This is a genomic window from Klebsiella pneumoniae complex sp. WS1778 (assembly GCF_049472055.1).
Classification (GTDB): Bacteria; Pseudomonadota; Gammaproteobacteria; order Enterobacterales; family Enterobacteriaceae; genus Klebsiella; species Klebsiella quasipneumoniae.
The window spans coordinates 473,623-490,400 of sequence record NZ_JBKGTJ010000002.1; the positions used below are offsets into that span (position 1 = coordinate 473,623).

General features: G+C 64.6%; 12 protein-coding genes. 4 read left to right on the plus strand and 8 right to left on the minus strand.

What is annotated here, in order from left to right:
- Positions 1-67: 67 nt before the first annotated feature.
- The 6 genes from cstA to entC all read right to left on the minus strand — a co-directional run bounded on the left by cstA (position 68) and on the right by entC (position 7,407).
- Positions 68-2,173 (minus strand): pyruvate/proton symporter CstA, encoded by a 2,106-nt coding sequence (cstA, locus tag ACLEXF_RS12250; RefSeq protein WP_226548692.1) that lies wholly within the window; start codon positions 2,171-2,173, stop codon positions 68-70.
- Positions 2,174-2,580: 407 nt separating this feature from the next.
- Entirely contained in the window at positions 2,581-2,994 is a 414-nt protein-coding gene (gene entH, locus ACLEXF_RS12255) for a proofreading thioesterase EntH (RefSeq protein WP_017899059.1), read from the minus strand.
- Positions 2,995-3,741, minus strand: a complete 747-nt coding sequence (entA, locus tag ACLEXF_RS12260; RefSeq protein WP_186731160.1) for a 2,3-dihydro-2,3-dihydroxybenzoate dehydrogenase EntA — start codon at positions 3,739-3,741, stop codon at positions 2,995-2,997.
- Between the two features lie 8 nt (positions 3,742-3,749).
- Positions 3,750-4,601 carry an enterobactin biosynthesis bifunctional isochorismatase/aryl carrier protein EntB gene (entB, locus tag ACLEXF_RS12265; RefSeq protein WP_017899057.1) on the minus strand — a complete coding sequence of 284 codons (852 nt, stop codon included), beginning with the start codon at positions 4,599-4,601 and terminating at the stop codon, positions 3,750-3,752.
- A 13-nt stretch (positions 4,602-4,614) separates the two neighbouring features.
- Positions 4,615-6,222 (minus strand): (2,3-dihydroxybenzoyl)adenylate synthase EntE, encoded by a 1,608-nt coding sequence (gene entE, locus ACLEXF_RS12270; protein WP_057213923.1) that lies wholly within the window; start codon positions 6,220-6,222, stop codon positions 4,615-4,617.
- 9 nt (positions 6,223-6,231) lie between these two features.
- A complete protein-coding gene (gene entC / locus ACLEXF_RS12275; RefSeq protein ID WP_049093695.1) occupies positions 6,232-7,407 on the minus strand; it encodes an isochorismate synthase EntC in 1,176 nt (391 codons plus the stop codon).
- Between the two features lie 188 nt (positions 7,408-7,595).
- On the opposite strand from entC, the gene fepB reads away from it, so the two are divergent.
- Positions 7,596-8,555: a Fe2+-enterobactin ABC transporter substrate-binding protein gene (fepB, locus tag ACLEXF_RS12280; RefSeq protein ID WP_004885740.1), complete on the plus strand. Its 960-nt coding sequence runs from the start codon at positions 7,596-7,598 to the stop codon at positions 8,553-8,555.
- Positions 8,556-8,686: 131 nt separating this feature from the next.
- Here the strand turns inward: fepB and entS are convergent, their stop codons facing one another.
- The gene (gene entS, locus ACLEXF_RS12285; RefSeq protein ID WP_017899055.1) at positions 8,687-9,928 is read right to left on the minus strand and encodes an enterobactin transporter EntS; all 1,242 of its coding nucleotides are present in this window, start codon (positions 9,926-9,928) and stop codon (positions 8,687-8,689) included.
- A 112-nt stretch (positions 9,929-10,040) separates the two neighbouring features.
- Here entS and fepD point away from each other — a divergent pair, with 112 nt between their 5' ends.
- The 3 genes from fepD to fepC are packed head-to-tail and all read left to right on the plus strand — an operon-like array spanning position 10,041 to position 12,828.
- Positions 10,041-11,048, plus strand: coding sequence for a Fe(3+)-siderophore ABC transporter permease (gene fepD, locus ACLEXF_RS12290; RefSeq protein ID WP_146411383.1), 1,008 nt, complete (start codon positions 10,041-10,043; stop codon positions 11,046-11,048).
- Positions 11,045-12,037: an iron-enterobactin ABC transporter permease gene (gene fepG, locus ACLEXF_RS12295; protein ID WP_004147521.1), complete on the plus strand. Its 993-nt coding sequence runs from the start codon at positions 11,045-11,047 to the stop codon at positions 12,035-12,037. Before fepD ends, fepG begins: the two co-directional genes overlap by 4 nt.
- A complete protein-coding gene (gene fepC / locus ACLEXF_RS12300) occupies positions 12,034-12,828 on the plus strand; it encodes an iron-enterobactin ABC transporter ATP-binding protein (protein WP_004885728.1) in 795 nt (264 codons plus the stop codon). Before fepG ends, fepC begins: the two co-directional genes overlap by 4 nt.
- A 64-nt stretch (positions 12,829-12,892) precedes the next feature.
- Here the strand turns inward: fepC and entF are convergent, their stop codons facing one another.
- A complete protein-coding gene (gene entF, locus ACLEXF_RS12305; RefSeq protein ID WP_423265768.1) occupies positions 12,893-16,774 on the minus strand; it encodes an enterobactin non-ribosomal peptide synthetase EntF in 3,882 nt (1,293 codons plus the stop codon).
- Between the last annotated feature and the right edge of the window lie 4 nt (positions 16,775-16,778).

The following is a 16,778-nucleotide window of genomic DNA, read 5'->3' on the forward strand; positions in this document are numbered from 1 at the left end:
TGCCAAAGGGAGAGGGAGGATCAGAAAGACAGGCCGGGTAAGGCGAAGCCGCCACCCGGCACACAGGTTAATGCGCCCCTTTCGCCTGGGTCACCATCGCGTCCAGGTTTTCAGGCATTGGCTCATAGGGTGTCTCTTTCGCCGTCGGTTTATTCTCCTTCAGCGCCGCCAGCGCGGTTTTAATCGAGAACAGCGCCAGCACCACCACCACGATCATAAAGAAGATGGTCAGCCCGGCATCGAGACGGTTGTTAAACACCAGCTGCGACAGCTGCGACTCGGTGTACTGCGCCGGAATTTTGCCGCTGTCGATCATCGCCTGGAACTTGTTGGCAATCGCCAGGAAGCCCACTTTATTGTCCGGGCTGAAGGCTTTCTGCCAGCCGGCTGTGAGGGTACAGATCAGCAGCCAGGCCGTCGGCACCAGCGCCACCCACGCATAGCGCTGACGTTTCATCTTGAACAGCACCACTGCGCAGAGCATCAGCGCCATCCCCGCCAGCATCTGGTTGGCGATACCGAACAGCGGCCACAGGGTGTTAATACCGCCCAGCGGATCGACCACCCCCTGATGCAGGAAGTAGCCCCACGCCAGCACGCACAGCGCCGTCGCCAGCAGGTTAGCCGGTAACGAATCAGTACGCTTCAGGTTCGGGGAGATCACACCCAGCAGATCCTGCAGCATAAAGCGCGCCGCACGGGTGCCGGCATCCACCGCCGTCAGGATAAACAGCGCTTCAAACAGAATGGCAAAGTGGTACCAGAACGAGACGTCCATCAGCCCGCCCAGCGCGCCGTGGAGAATGTAGGCCATGCCCACCGCCAGCGTAGGCGCCCCGCCGGCGCGGGAGATAATGGACTGCTCGCCCACCTCATTAGCGATATGCGTCAACGTTTCCGGGGTAATCGCAAAGCCCCAACCGCTCACCACCTGCGCCGCCGACGCCACCACATCGGTGGTTCCCGCCGGCGCCAGCACCGCCATCGGGCTGTTCATCGCGAAGTAGACGCCCGGGTCAATGATACAGGCGGCGACCAGCGCCATAATCGCCACGAAGGATTCCATCAGCATGCCGCCGTAGCCGATAAAGCAGGCCTGATTTTCATTCGCCAGCATCTTCGGCGTGGTACCGGAGGCAATCAGGGCGTGGAAGCCCGACACCGCGCCGCAAGCGATAGTGATAAACAGGAACGGGAACAGGTTGCCAGTCCATACCGGGCCAGTACCGTCGATAAATTTGGTCAGCGCCGGCATGGTCAGGGTCGGACGCATAATCAGAATGCCGATCGCCAGACCGACGATAGTGCCGATTTTGAGGAAGGTGGAGAGGTAGTCGCGCGGGGCCAGCAGCAGCCAGACCGGCAGCACCGCGGCGACAAAGCCGTAGCCCACTAGCATCCAGGTGAGCTGGACGCCGGTAAAGTCAAAGAACGGCGCCCAGGTCGGGCTTTCCGCTACCCAGCCGCCGGAGATAATGGCGAATACCAGCAGCACCAGACCAATGACCGACACCTCACCAATGCGTCCCGGACGCAGGTAACGAATGTAGATCCCCATAAAAATGGCCAGTGGAATGGTGAACGCGACGGTGTAGGTCCCCCACGGGCTGTGGGTCAGCGCTTTCACCACGATCATCGCCAGCACCGCGAGGATGATCACCATGATCATAAAGGTCGCCACCAGGGCAATCACCCCGGCGGTCGCCCCCATCTCCTCTTTCACCAGTTCGCCCAGCGAACGGCCGTCGCGACGGGTGGAAACGAACAGCACCATAAAGTCCTGCACCGCCCCGGCCAGCACCACGCCGGCGAGGATCCAGATCATCCCCGGCAGATAGCCCATCTGCGCGGCAAGCACGGGGCCCACCAGCGGCCCCGCGCCGGCGATGGCGGCAAAATGGTGTCCGAACAGCACTTTTTTGTCAGTCGGGACATAGTCGAGGCCATCGTTATGCCGCACCGCGGGCGTCATGCGCGTCGAATCGACGCCGAGCACGGTTTTGGCGATATACAGGCCGTAAAAACGATACGCGATCAGATAAACGCAGACTGCCGCGACGACAATCCACAGCGCGTTGATCTGCTCACCCCGGTTTAAAGCAATGTAGCCGAGGGCAAAGGCTCCGATCACGGAGAGCAGTGCCCAGATAAGGTATTTCCCTGAATTATTCATTGTTGTGGTCCACCGGTAGGGTAATCAGGATGTTACATTTTGTTTCTAGATCACAACGCAGAATTTAACAACATCGAAACAGCGCAGATGCCGTCCACCCACAGAGATTTGTCTCACATTGCTAGCGAGATCACTTAAGGCAGGAAAATGAATGAAAGGATTATGCGGGTTGCCAGTCGATGACCGAATCGGTCCAGTTACGCCATGATTTTGCCGGGTGGCGCTGCGCTGACCCGGCCTACAACGGCATCGATGCTGACTGAAACTGCCGGTGTTGGCGGTCTCAACATCGCAGAGACATTCCCGGAAGGCCGGGGCAGACCGTAGGCCCGCGCAAGCGCAGCGCCGCCGGGCGTCAAAACCGTAGCCCGGCTAAGCGTAGCGCGAGCCGGGGAAACAGCGGCTCCTTAGCCCAGCACCGCGGTGCCCAGACGACAGGTGCAGCAGCGCCGCCCCTTCTCGTCATACACCACAATCTCCCAGCTCTGGCTCTGCCGGCCAAGATGCAGCGGGCGGCACTCGCCGCGCACTTTCCCGCTGGAGACCGCCCGGTGATGGGTGGCGTTCAGCTCGGTGCCCACCACGCACTGCCCCTCTTCGGTCATCAGCCAGCCGGCCATCGACCCCAGCGTCTCCGCCAGCGCCGCTGAGGCCCCGCCGTGCAGCAGGCCAAACGGCTGATGGGTGCGGGCATCCACCGGCATTTCCGCCTCCAGCAGCCCAGCTTCCAGCCGGGTGTAGACGATCCCCAGATGCGCCACCAGGGTGTTTTCGCTACTGGCGTTCAGCGCCGCCAGCGTGAGCGCTCGTTTCCAGGTCATTTACGCCCCCAGCGTCGAGCCGCCGTCTACCACGATATCCTGCAGGGTGATATGGCTGGCGTGAGAAGAGGCGAGGAACAAAATGGTATTGGCGATCTCCTGTGGGCGGGCAATCTTACCCAGCGGGATGCCGAGCTTAAACTGCTCGCCGAAACCGCGGATCCGCTGCTGCTCCGCATCGTCGCTGACCCACAGCGTGCGCTGCATATCGGTATCGGTAGAGCCCGGAGACACCAGATTACAGCGCACCCCGCTGCCCGCCAGCTCAAGGCCGACGGTTAGCGCCAGGCTTTTCAGCGCCGCTTTCGAGGCGCCATAGGCGCTCATGCCGATACGCGGCGTATGCGCGGCATCGGAAGCGACGGTGACGATGGCCCCGCCCCGCTGGCGACGGAACTGGGCCATCGTCTGCTGAAACAGATTAAACGCCCCGCCGACGTTGACCGCGAAGGTCTGCCGCCACTCTTCCGCGCTCAGCTGGTCGGTGGCGCCCATGCGCAGGATCCCGGCGGCGTTCACCAGCACGTCTAATCGCTCGGTGTTCGCCAACAGGCGGCGGCACACTTCGCGTACCCGGTCGGCATCGGCGACGTCCAGCGTTTCGGTGGCAAACGGGTAGCGTTCGCCGTCAAAGGCGAGGTCGAAACCGGTGACGTTGGCCCCGGCCTCCACAAAAGCCAGCGCGGTGGCATAGCCAATGCCTTTACCGGCGCCGGTCACCCACACGGTCTGGCCGCGAAAATCCAGCGCCGCCATTATTGCACCTCGCGGGAAAGCAGCGCCCACCAGGCGTCGATGGTCGGGTTTTTCGCCAGCATCACGAAGTCGATATCGCCGTGCACTTTGCGCCAGCGGGCGGCGAGGGCCATCATCCGCACCGAATCCAGACCGTAGTCGATCAGGTTTTCATCATCCAGCGGTTCGTCGGATTCGTCGAGCAGCGGCAGGATCAGCGCGCGCAGCGCCGCTTTGCTGGCCGGCAGCGGCAACAGCTCTTCGGTCATCACCACGCGGCCGGAACGGCCGGCGACGTATTTCAGCGCCATCAGGTGCTCTTCGCGGCTGAAGTCCGCCAGCGCGTCGGCGACAAAGAACGGTTTGATATCGCGCATAAAGGCGTCGGTGGCGGTGGTCATGCAGCCGATATGGGCGTAAACGCCGGTGATGATCAGCTGGTCGCGGCCGCTCTCTTTCAGCATCTCTTCAAGCGGCGAGCGATGAAACGCGCTGTAGCGCCATTTCACCAGCACGGTGTCGTCTTCGTCCGGCGCCAGGGCGGCAATCACCTGCTGCTGCTCCGGCGAACGGGTCAGCCCCGGCCCCCACATATCATTCAGCAGGGCGCGGTCTTCATCGCTCTGCTCTTTCGGCTGGGCGGTGTAGTACACCGGAATACCGTTCTGTTTGCAGAAGTCGCGCAGGGCGGCGATATTGGCCACCACTGTCTCCATCATCGCGCTGTTTTCGCCCCAGAAATTGAGAAAGTATTCCTGCATATCATGGATCAGCAGCGCGGCGCGGGAAGGTTCAAAGGCCCAGCTGACTTTGTTCGCCGGAATATCGCTGGCTTCCGGCAGCGCGTAAGCCTGTAATTTAGGGATTGCCATTTTCTGTTCTCCTTCAGCCCAGCTTGCCTTCGGCCAGCCACTGACGTAATTGTTTCTTATCGACTTTGCCCACCGGCGTCAGCGGCAGAGCGGCTACGCACTCCACGCGGTCCGGCAGTTTAAATTCAGCCACCCCCTGCTCGCGCAGGAAGCGGCGCACCGCGACGGCGCGCAGCGGCGAGGTCACCACGAGGTAAGCGCAGCTCTTCTCGCCCAGCAGATTGTCTTCAATGCTGACCAGCGCGGCGTGGATCACCGCCTCATGGCGCAGCAGCAGGTTTTCGATCTCTTCGGCGGCGATCTTCTCGCCGCCGCGGTTGATCTGATCTTTTTCCCGGCCCTGAACGGTGATATACCCGTCTTCATCGATCGAAATCAGATCGCCGGAGCAGTAGAAACCCTCGGCGTCGAAGGCCTCCGCGTTATGCTGCGGGCTGTTGTAGTAGCCGCGGAAGGTGTAGGGCCCGCGGGTCATCAGGCGGCCCACTTCGCCGCGCGGCAGCGGGTTGCCCTCGGCATCTGCCACCCACACTTCATCGTCCGGGCACATCGGGCAGCCCTGGGTATGGATGATCCGCTCAGGACTGTCGTTAAGGCGGGTGTAATTCACCAGCCCCTCCGCCATGCCGAACACCTGCTGCAGCTGGCAGCCGATTTCCGCCGGAATGCGCGCGGCGAGGGTCGCCGACAGGCGCGCGCCGCCGACCTGCAATAGCTGCAGCGATTGCAGTTGCGCGTTGCTGCCCCATTCGTGAATGGCCTGCAGCCACAGGCTGACCGCCGGCGGCACCAGCGAGGCAACGTTGATCTGATGTTGTTCAATCAGCGGGAAACAGAGGGTGGCGCTCGGGTCGGCGGCGAGGATCACCCGCCCGCCGGCGAGGAAAACGCCGAGCGAACCCGGGGAACTCATCGCATAGTTATGCGCCGCCGGCAGCGCGTTGAGGTAGCGCGTCTCAGCGTTGATCCCGCAGATCTCGTTGCTGCGGCGGATACTGTAGTCGTAATCGTTATGGGTGCGCGGGATCAGCTTCGGCGTCCCGGTGCTGCCGCCGGAGAGCTGGAAAAAGGCCACTTCGTCGGCAGGGGTTGGGTTGGCGATAAAGTTATCCGCCGGGCGGTTAATCTCCGTCGCCAGATCGCGCTCGCCGCCGTCGTTACGCAGCAGCGCCACGCGCAGGGAAGCATGTTCAGCAATAAACGCATGGAGGAAGCTATCGTCGGCAAACAGCGCGTGCTCGCGGTCGGCGATCAGCAGCGCCGGCTTAATCTGCGCGGCGTAGGCGTTAAGCTCGCTGCGCTGGTGGCTGAACAACGCGTTCACCGGCGCGACGCCGATGCGCAGCAGCGCGAAGAAGGTGATGTAAAACTCGGCGACGTTGCCCAGTTGCACCAGCGCGGTTTCTCCGCGCTTCAGTCCCTGACGCTGCAGAGAGCAGGCAAGGTTGTCCACCCGCTGGTTAAACTGGCGGTAGCTAATGTGTCGATCGCCATCGATAATCGCCACGGCGTCGTTTTCTGCGTGACGGGTGATCAGATTGGTTAACGGCAGATCCTGCCAGTAGCCTTTTTGACGATAGCGGGCCGCGAACTCATCCGGCCAACGGGTAAATGCAATCATCCTTGCCTCTTAATTCAAGCCAAATACGTTAAGCATGGTGGTCAGTTTGACGCCGGTTTCGCGCCATTCGCCCAGCGGCGAGGAGGCCGGAACAATGCCCGCGCCGGCAAACAGGCGCAGCGTACGCTGCTGCAGACGCGCGCAGCGGATGGTCACCACCCATTCGCCGTTGCCTTCATCGTCACACCAGCCGACGATGCCGCCGAACAGCTGACGGTCGAAGGGTTCCAGTTCGGCAATCAGGCGCTTCGCCGCCTGGTGCGGGAAGCCGCTCAGCGCCGGAGTCGGGTGCAGCAGGCAGGCCAACGACATGGCGTTTTCTTCCGCCAGCGCCGTGCCTTCGATCGGCGTCGCCAGATGCCAGAGCGTCGGGGTGGTGATCAGCTGCGGCGATGACGGCAGCGACAGCTGGCTGCTGCGCGGGCCCAGCACGCTCTTCATCGCCTGGGTCACCAGCTCGTGCTCATGGCGATCTTTGCCGGACGCCAGCAGCCTGTTGCCCGCTTCGCGGTCCAGCACATCGTCAGGCTGGCGGCGGGCGGAGCCGGCCAGCGGCAGTGAGCTGAAGTGCGCCCCTTCTTTACGCAGCAGTAGCTCCGGGCTGGCGCCCAGCAGCACGCCGCCGTCGGCGAGCGGCACATGGAAGTTAAAGCTGGCGGGGTTCTGAGCGATCAGGCGCTCCATCAGGGCGCCGCTATCGACAGGATCGCGGGTAGTGATATCGATTAGTCGTGATAGCACCACTTTGTCGACTTCCGGGGTGGCGGTCAGCGCGGCGGCGCGTTCAACCATGGCTAGAAACGCGTCCTGCTCCGGGATCTCCCGGCGCTCCACCACCGCCATCGCCTCCAGCGGCGCGGCATAGCGGGCGGAACGCTGTTTTTCCGGTCGCGAGAACGCTTCCCAGCGCTCGGGGATATAAAGCTCGGAAGGCTGACAGGTGTCGAACGGGATGGCCCCGACCATCACCGGCTTGCGGATCCCCGCCGCCCGGGCCCCGGCAAAGGCGGCGGCCATCTGCTGCTGGAACTCGCCGTTCAGCGCATCGCCGCCGACGGCGGGCGCTGAGAGGCGGCGGAAGCAGCCTGAGGTGCTAAAACTGCGGTACGGCGACATAAAGAAGAAGCTGTCCGGCGACAAGGTCCGGGTAGGTTTCTGTACATCCTCAGCCAGTGACGTTTCCATATCATCCTCCAAAAACGATAAATATATTACGAATAATTATCATTTGTATTTTGGTTGGCTAACCTAAAAGGTATTGCCCGCCATGTCAACCGCGTTACGTCATCGCGCCGCCACTTTGGCTTGCATCCTGTCAACGCAAAGTTGAAAATGAGACGCATTTATTACCCTTCGAATCAGGATGCGATGACGTGAACTTCTCTTCTTTTTGCCGCCGCGGTGCGCTGACCGGCATGCTGTTGTTTTTAGGAATTACCTCAGCCCAGGCGGCGGACTGGCCGCGCCAGGTCACCGACAGCTACGGGACGCACACCCTGCCGAGCCAGCCGTTGCGCATTGTCTCCACCAGCGTGACCCTCACCGGCTCGCTGCTGGCGATCGACGCGCCGGTGGTCGCCAGCGGCGCCACCACCCCGAACAACCGCGTGGCCGATAGCCAGGGCTTTCTGCGCCAGTGGAGCGAGGTCGCCAAAGCCCGCAAGCTGGCGCGGTTGTATATCGGCGAACCGAGCGCGGAAGCGGTGGCCGCCCAGATGCCGGATCTGATCCTGGTGAGCGCCACCGGCGGCGACTCCGCACTGCCGCTGTACGATCAGCTCAAAACGATCGCCCCGACGCTGGTCATCAACTATGACGATAAAAGCTGGCAAACGCTGCTCACCCAGCTGGGGCAGATCACCGGCCATGAGCAGCAGGCCAGCGCGCGCATCGCCGACTTCAATAAACAGCTCGTTTCGTTAAAAGAAAAAATGAAGCTGCCGCCGCAGCCGGTCACCGCCCTCGTCTATACCGCGGCCGCGCACAGCGCCAATATCTGGACGCCGGAATCGGCCCAGGGGCAGATGCTCCAGCAGTTGGGCTTTAGTCTGGCGACGCTGCCAGGCGGCCTGCCTGCCAGCCACAGCCAGGGCAAACGCCACGATATCGTGCAGCTGGGCGGGGAGAACCTGGCGGCCGGACTGAACGGCCAGAGCCTGTTCCTGTTCGCTGGCGACCAGAAAGATGTCGATGCCATCTACGCCAACCCGCTGCTGGCGCATCTCCCGGCGGTCGAAGGGAAACGCGTCTACCCGCTGGGCACCGAGACCTTCCGTCTTGACTACTACAGCGCCCTGCTGGTGCTCCAGCGTCTCTCCAGCCTGTTCGGCTAGCGCGGGCTGTGCCATCAGGACGGGAACCCAGCCTGAACGCTTTGCCGGGCGGCGCTGCGCTTGCCCGGCCTACAATGCCCGCGCCCCCAGGCCCGGTAAGGCGCAGCCGCCACCGGGCAATCGCCCCCTACTTAACTTTCTTTGACGATTTCCGGGCGCTGGAAGCGGCGCAGCTCGCGTAGCAGCCCCACCAGCAGCACGCCGACGAGGGCCAGCGCCCAGCCGCTGGCGCTGGCGGAAGCGACCGGCGTCATCACCGCCCCTAACCCGCCGAGCAGCGCCGCGCCGATGGCGTCGCCGGTGACGTTCTGGGCGGTCCACAGACCGTTAATCCGCCCGAGCATATGTTCCGGCGTCTGGGTCTGGATCAGGGTGTACTGCAGCAGCGAGCTAATAGCGCTCAGCCAGCCAAACAGCGCCAGGCACAGCGCGCCCAACGCCCAGTGCGGCATCAGGCTGAACAGCGCAATGGCGACAAAGGAGCACACCGTCGTCGCCAGCATCAGCGCGCCCGGCCGCACGGTCTGGGCCAGCTGGCCGCTGGTCAACGCCCCCAGCGCCGCGCCGAGCGGAATCGCGGCGTACAGCAGGCCAATCTGTCCGGCCGACATCTGCCAGCTCCCGGCCAGCGCCGGATAGAGCACCCGCACCGCGCTGGCCATGGTCAGCAGGCCGCCGAGCAGCGCAATCCCGCCGATAAGCGGGCTCTGACAGAGGAAGGTTAGCCCCGCCAGCAGGGCACGCAGCGGATGCTCGCGCGGCTGCGGAGGCGGCGGCAGCTGCGGCAGACGCAGCAGGGTTAAGGTGGTGATAAACGTCCCCGCCGCCGCCAGGCCGAAGTTCCACGCCACGCCGCCGGAGGCCAGCAGCAGGCCGCCGATCATGGGCGAAATCACCGAGCCCAGGCGCACCGTCAGCATAGTGATGGCCCCGGCCTGCATCAGATTTTCCCGCCCCACCAGCGCCGGGGTCGCCGCCAGCAGCGCGGTCACACCTAAAGAAGCGAAGAAACCGTCCCAGATCCCCAGCAGATAAATCGCCGCCAGCGACGGCTCCGGCAGCAGGGCGTTCAGACACAGGCCGACAAAGCCCACGCCGCAGGTGCCGCGCGCCAGCAGGATCAGGCGTTTGCGCTCATAGCGGTCAGCCAGTACGCCCCCCACCATCAGGCCAATAAACATCGACGCGCCGGTCAGCGTCACCGACAGCCCGACCTGCCAGGTCGAATGGGTCATCATCTGGATCTGGACCGGAATGGCCACGCCCAGCAGGCCAAGCGATAGAATAGAGATAAAGCGAGCGATAAAAACGGCGCGAAACGCCGGGTGAGTTTTCAGCAGGCTGAGATTGAGCAGCCAGGATTGTCGGTTCATTACAGCGCCTTGTCGTTATTTTTAATACCCTTTTTCCTGTGGGTCATGCTACCATAGCTGAATAAAATCGATAACGATAATTACTATCATTATCATATCAGGGATGTCAGTTATGTCGTTTTCTACGACCGCGGTACGCTCTGTCGCCGTGCCCGGATTGTTGCTATTACTCGCCTTAGCCGCCGCGCTTAGCCTGACCATCGGCGCCAAATCGTTGCCGATCGGCACGGTATTCACCGCCTTTAGCGGAACCTGTCAAAGCGCCGACTGCACCATCGTGCTGGATGCGCGCCTGCCGCGCACCCTGGCCGGTCTGCTGGCGGGCATCGCCCTCGGTCTCGCCGGCGCGCTGATGCAGACGCTCACCCGTAACCCGCTGGCCGACCCCGGCCTGCTGGGGGTCAACTCCGGCGCCAGCTTCGCCATCGTCCTCGGCGCGGCGCTGTTCGGGATCACCTCTCCACAGGAGCAGCTGCTGCTGGCGTTTTGCGGCGCGCTCTGCGCCTCGCTGCTGGTGGCCTTCACCGGCAGCCAGGGCGGCGGCCAGCTGAGCCCGGTGCGCCTCACCCTCGCCGGGGTCGCCCTTGCGGCGGTGCTGGAAGGGCTGTCCAACGGCATCGCCCTGCTCAACCCCGACGTCTACGATCAGCTGCGCTTCTGGCAGGCCGGTTCGCTGGATATCCGCACCCTGCAGACGCTGAAAATTGTCCTGCTGCCGGTGGTGGTGGCGGGGATCGCCGCCCTGCTGCTGAGCCGGGCGCTTAACAGCCTGAGCCTCGGCAACGATACCGCCACCGCCCTCGGCAGCCGCGTCGCCCGCACCCAGCTGATCGGCCTGATCGTTATCACCGTCCTGTGCGGCAGCGCCACCGCCGTCGTCGGCCCTATCGCCTTTATCGGTCTGATGATGCCGCATATGGCGCGCTGGCTGGTGGGGGACGATCATCGCTGGTCGCTGCCGGTCACCCTGCTCGCCACCCCGGCGCTGCTGCTGTTTGCCGACGTGATTGGCCGCCTGCTGGTGCCCGGCGAACTGCGGGTATCGGTGGTGAGCGCCTTTCTCGGCGCGCCGGTGCTGATCTGGCTGGTGCGCCGCCAGCCGCGGGGAGGTGGCCTGTGATTGCCCCGTCCCGCCGCCTGATAGCCAGCTGTCTGCTGCTGATGGCCGCCAGCCTGCTGATTTCCCTGCTCGGGCTGGCGCAAGGCCCGGTGCCGCTAACGATTGACCAGGTGTTCTCGGCGCTGTTCGGCGACGCGCCGCGCAACGTCGCGATGGTGGTAAACGAATGGCGGCTGCCGCGGGTGTTAATGGCGCTGCTCATCGGCGCCGCGCTCGGCGTCAGCGGCGCCATTTTCCAGTCGCTGACCCGTAACCCGCTCGGCAGCCCGGACGTGATGGGCTTTAACACCGGCGCCTGGAGCGGCGTGCTGGTGGCGATGGTGCTCTTCGGCCAGAACCTGACGGCGATCGCCCTGGCGGCGATGGCCGGCGGGGTGCTGACCTCGCTGGTGGTCTGGCTGCTGGCCTGGCGCAACGGGATCGAAACCTTCCGCCTGATCATTATCGGCATCGGCGTGCGCGCCATGCTGGTGGCATTCAACACCTGGCTGCTGCTGCGCGCCTCGCTGGAGACCGCCCTTTCTGCGGGCCTGTGGAACGCCGGATCACTTAACGGCCTGACCTGGGGTAAAACCTGGCCGTCAGCGCCGCTGATCCTGTTGATGCTGGTGGGCAGCGCCCTGCTGGTTCGCCGGATGCGGCTGCTGGAGATGGGCGACGATACCGCCTGCGCGCTGGGGGTGCAGGTCGAACGCTCGCGCCTGCTGCTGATGCTGGTGGCAGTAGTGCTCACCGCCGCCTCGACGGCGCTGGCCGGGCCAATCTCATTTATCGCGCTGGTGGCGCCGCATATCGCCCGCCGCCTGAGCGGCACGGCCCGCTGGGGATTAACCCAGTCTGCCCTGTGCGGCGCGCTGCTGCTGGCGCTGGCCGATTACGGCGCCCAGCGGCTGTTTATGCCCTGGCAACTGCCGGTGGGCGTGCTAACCGTCAGCCTCGGCGGTATTTACCTTATTGCTTTGTTGATTCAGGAGTCCCGCAAAAAATGAGTGCTGTCCCCTCCCGTTTGCGCGGCGAGCAGTTAACCCTGGCCTACGGGAACAAGACTATCGCCGAGTCGCTGAACGTGACCATCCCTGACGGCCACTTCACCGCCATTATCGGCCCCAACGGCTGCGGCAAATCGACGCTGCTGCGCACCCTCAGCCGCCTGATGACGCCGGCCAGCGGCCACGTCTGGCTCGACGGCGCGCAGATCCAGCAATATGCCACGAAAGAGGTTGCCCGCCGCATCGGACTGCTGGCGCAGAATGCCACCACTCCTGGCGATATTACGGTGCAGGAGCTGGTGGCCCGCGGGCGCTACCCGCACCAGCCGCTGTTCACCCGTTGGCGCAAAGAAGATGAAGCGGCGGTAAACAACGCGATGCGGGCTACCGGAATCAGCGACCTGGCGCTGCAGAGCGTCGATACGCTCTCCGGCGGCCAGCGCCAGCGGGCGTGGATTGCGATGGTGCTGGCCCAGGAGACAGAGATTATGCTGTTGGATGAGCCGACCACCTGGCTGGACATCAGCCATCAGATCGACCTGCTGGAGCTGTTGAGCGAGCTGAATCGCGAGAAGGGCTATACCCTGGCGGCGGTGCTGCACGATCTTAACCAGGCCTGCCGCTACGCCACCCACCTGATCGCCCTGCGCGACGGCAAGATCGTCGCCGAGGGGGCGCCGAAGGAGATCGTCACGGCGGAACTGATTGAACGGATTTACGGCCTGCGCTGCACGATCATTGAGGATCCGGTGGCACATACGCCGCTGGTGGTGCCGCTGGGCCGCCGGTAATTCTCCCTTTCCCCGGCTTGCGCTACCCTGAGTCGGGCTACCTGCTGTAGCCCGAACTCAACCGTTATCCCAGAATCTCCTTGACCACCGGACCGATGGCTTCAAAGGCCTGCGGGGAGATAATGTCGACATGGGCGCAGTTCTGGCTGAACACCTCCAGCTCGCCCACCCACGGGCCCCATACGACCTGCGGATCCATCCCCACCTGCCGCGTCTTCTCCGCCACGAACAGCGTCGCCTTGCCGTCAAACTTCGCGCTGTGCGCGGTGGTTAACAGCCGCACCGCGTCGGCATAGTTGCCTTCGATGGCGCTGAACAGCTCGCCGGAGGCTTGCCCCTGCTGGGCGGCGAGGAACGCTTCGCGCTCGCGGGCAATTTCCGCCAGCACCGCCGGATCCAGCCCGTTCGCCTCTTTCTCCGCCCAGTTTTGCGTCTCCGGCGGCCAGGTATCCAGCAGGCCGAGGAAGGCCACCGCTTCGCCGCGCTGGCGCAAGCGGGCGGCAATGCCCTGGGCTAAGGTGCCGCCCAGCGAATACCCGAACAGGTAATAAGGGCCGTGCGGCTGCTGCGCCAACAGCGTTTGCAGATGATGCTCGCAGACCTCGTCGAGGCTGGCGGCGCTGGCCATCGGCCCCTGCGGGCGCGGCGACTGAATACCGGTAATTGACCAGCGCGGGCTGAGATAGCGCGCCAGCACGCTGAACTGCCAGGCGAAGCCGGAGGCCGGATGGAAGCAGAACAGCGTCGGACCGTCGCTCTCGCGCAGCGGCAGAAGCGTATCCAGCCCCAGGCGCTGAGCCTGCTCATCGCTGAGATCGGCGGCCAGCAGCGCGCTCAGTTTGCCCACCGTCGAGGCCACCATCACCTGCCCCGGGGTCACCTGTCGCGCCAGCTGGCGGCTAAGCTGTGCCGCCAGGCGCATCGCCAGCAGCGAATGGCCGCCGAGAGCGAAGAAATTAGCGTCGATATCATTCACCTCGCAGCCCAGCAGCTGACTGAAGGCGGCGGCGACAAGAGTTTCCATGCCGGGCTCCGGCGGCCGGCCGCTGCGCTCGCCGCCGAGGGTCGGCAGCGGCAGCGCTTTGCGATCCAGTTTGCCATTAGCGCTGAGCGGTAGGTCAGCGAGCTGCATCAGCACCACCGGCACCATATGCGGCGGCAGCTGTTCCGCCAGCCGCGCTTTCAGCGCCGCGGTATCCAGCGGCAGGCCGGAGTCAGAGACCAGATAGCCCACCAGCTGCCGGGCATCGCCGCCGGTCGCCGCCGCCTGGTTGAAGACGCAGGCGTGACTCACCGCCTGCGCCACGTCCGGCAGGGCCGACATCGCCCGGTCAATCTCGCCAAGCTCGATGCGCTGCCCGCGGATCTTCAGCTGATCGTCGCTGCGGCCAAGATACTCCACCGCGCCGTTCGCCAGCCAGCGCGCCACGTCGCCGGTACGATACATCCGCTCGCCGGGGGCAAACGGGTCGGCGATAAAGCGGCTGGCGGTGAGGTCCGGACGCCCCAGGTAGCCCTGAGCCAGCTGAATGCCGGTGAGATAAAGATCCCCCGCCACCCCCGGCGGCACCGGGCGCATCGCGGCATCCAGAATGCGCAGCCCGGTGTTCCATACCGGCCAGCCAATCGGCACGCTGCTGCCGGTCACCGCCGCCAGCTCAGGCCCGCAGGCCGGATACCAGCTGACGTCCACCGCCGCTTCCGTCGGGCCGTACAGGTTATGCAGCGGCGCGCCGGTCAAGCGCTCCCACTCGCGGCACAATTCCGTCGGCAGCGCTTCGCCGCTGCAGAATACCCGCCGCAGCGTGCGGCAGGCGGCGACGCTGTCGGCATCCAGCGAGGCGACAAACGCCGCCAGCATCGACGGCACAAAGTGGGTGGTGGTCACGCCGTAGTGGGCGAAGAACTGCTGCATCGCCTGCGGGTCGCGGTGCGCCTCCGGCTCGGCCATCACCAGCCGCGCGCCGGCGATAAACGGCCACCAGAACTCCCACACCGACACGTCAAAACTGCACGGTGTTTTCTGCGCCACCACGTCGTCGGCAGATAACGGATAGCAATCCTGCATCCACAGCAGGCGGTTGACGATGGCGGTCTGGCCGACCATCACCCCTTTCGGCCGTCCGGTGGAGCCCGATGTAAAGATGATGTAGGCGGTATGGTCCGGTTTTGACAGCGCCAGCGGCGCGTCATCCGCAACGGCCAGCGGCTGCTGGTAGCAGAGGCTCTCCAGCCCGGGGATATCGCTGAAGCGGGCCAGCTGATCCTCCGAGGCGATCAGCAGCGACGGCCGGGCGTCTTCCAGCATCATCCGCAGACGGTCGTCCGGGTAGCCGGTGTCCAGCGGCAGCCAGGCGGCCCCCGCTTCGACAATGCCGTGCAGCGCCAGGGTCAGGAACACCGAGCGCGGCAGGGCCACCGCCACGCTGTCGCCCGGCTTCACGCCGCGTTGACGCAGCAGCTGCGCGAGCGCCACCACCTGCTGACGCATCTCGCGATAGCTGAACTGCCAGTTTGCATCCGCCAGCGCTGGGGCATCAGGAGTCTTCCGCGCCTGGTCGGCCACCAGCGCGCTGAGGGTGGTGGCAGGCAGCGGCATAGCGGTATCGTTGACCGCCGTCAGGCGGGTCAGCTCGTCGGCGGAGAGCATCTCCGCGTCGCCGCAGCGCAGCGTCGGATCGGCGGCAAACTGCGCCAGCAGCGCGGTCAGTCGCGCCATGTGGCGACGCAGCTCGGCTTCATCATACCGGGCCTTGTTGGCGAGGATCTCCAGCGACAGGCCGCCGGTCTCATCGGGGAACAGCGCCAGCTCAAGATCGTTGACCGGGCCGGTGGCGAGAGTATGGGTCACCGCCTCGACGCCGTCGATATCCAGTTGGTAATCAAAGACTTTGACGTTCAGCACCGGGCCAAACAGCGGTTCGTCCCCTGCCGCTTTGCCGCTGTCGCGGACGATCTGCTCGGCGTCATAGCGCTGATGGCGGCGCATCTTTTTCAGCTGAGCGGCGAGGCGCATCGCCAGGTCCGCCAGCGTCTCCTGGGCGTCAATATGCACCGCCAGAGGCAGGACATTGAGCACCGGCCCCGTCGAGGTCAGCGCCGCTGAGCCCATCCGGCGCATAAAGATAAAGCCCGCCGCGTAGTCCATCCGGTTGCACAGGCGGCCCAGCCACAGCGTGGTGAGCGCCAGCGCCAGATCAGCGGGCTGACACTGCGGCACATGGCTGGCCAGGCGGCGGAAGGCGTCGGCGTTCATCTCCAGCTTCATCCGCCAGATATCGCTCCCGGCGGCGCGTCCGCCCAGCGGCGCGGCAGAGAGTGAGGCGGGAGCCGGTAACGCCTGACGCTGGGCCTGCCAGAAAGCTTTATCCCGCTGCCAGGCCTCGCTGCCGGCGTAGCGCTGGTACTCGTCCACCACCTCGGCGAAGGAGGTGAAAGGCGACTCAGGAGTGGCTTCCCCGCGCTGCCAGGCGCGGTAGATGGCGGCGATCTGCCGGGTTATCGCCGGGAAGCTAAAGCCATCCACCAGCAAATGGTGATAACGCTGATACCAGTACCAGCGGTCGTCGCCGACGCGCAGCAGCTGATGGCACACCAGCGGGTTACCGCCGTCGACGCGCAGATCCTGCGCCAGATCTGCCTGCATCCGCTCCGTGGCGGCACGATGCGGATCCGGCGTCGTACGCAGGTCAATGATGGGCGGTTCGGCAAAGGTGCGCTCCGCCGCTACCCACTGCCAGACTTCCCCCTCCTGTTCCTCAAAGCGCAGGCTGAGGGTGTCTGCCTGCTGCAGACCGGCGACAATCGCCTTACCCAGCAGCGCGGGGTCGAGCGCGCCGCGCAGTTCAACATAGTGGGCCACGCTCCAGGCGCCAGGCAGAGTGGAGAGGCGCTCGGCCATCCAGATCCCCGGCTGCGCGGCAACCAGCGGTAAACGAGTGGTCATGGTC

Bases quoted from the DNA above. Each gene is read 5' to 3' on its own strand.
- cstA (WP_226548692.1), bottom strand. From the start codon at position 2,173: ATGAATAATTCAGGGAAATACCTTATCTGGGCACTGCTCTCCGTGATC.
- entH (WP_017899059.1), bottom strand. From the start codon at position 2,994: ATGACCTGGAAACGAGCGCTCACGCTGGCGGCGCTGAACGCCAGTAGC.
- entB (WP_017899057.1), bottom strand. From the start codon at position 4,601: ATGGCAATCCCTAAATTACAGGCTTACGCGCTGCCGGAAGCCAGCGAT.
- entE (WP_057213923.1), bottom strand. From the start codon at position 6,222: ATGATTGCATTTACCCGTTGGCCGGATGAGTTCGCGGCCCGCTATCGT.
- entC (WP_049093695.1), bottom strand. From the start codon at position 7,407: ATGGAAACGTCACTGGCTGAGGATGTACAGAAACCTACCCGGACCTTG.
- entS (WP_017899055.1), bottom strand. From the start codon at position 9,928: ATGAACCGACAATCCTGGCTGCTCAATCTCAGCCTGCTGAAAACTCAC.
- fepD (WP_146411383.1), top strand. From the start codon at position 10,041: ATGTCGTTTTCTACGACCGCGGTACGCTCTGTCGCCGTGCCCGGATTG.
- fepC (WP_004885728.1), top strand. From the start codon at position 12,034: ATGAGTGCTGTCCCCTCCCGTTTGCGCGGCGAGCAGTTAACCCTGGCC.
- entF (WP_423265768.1), bottom strand. From the start codon at position 16,774: ATGACCACTCGTTTACCGCTGGTTGCCGCGCAGCCGGGGATCTGGATG.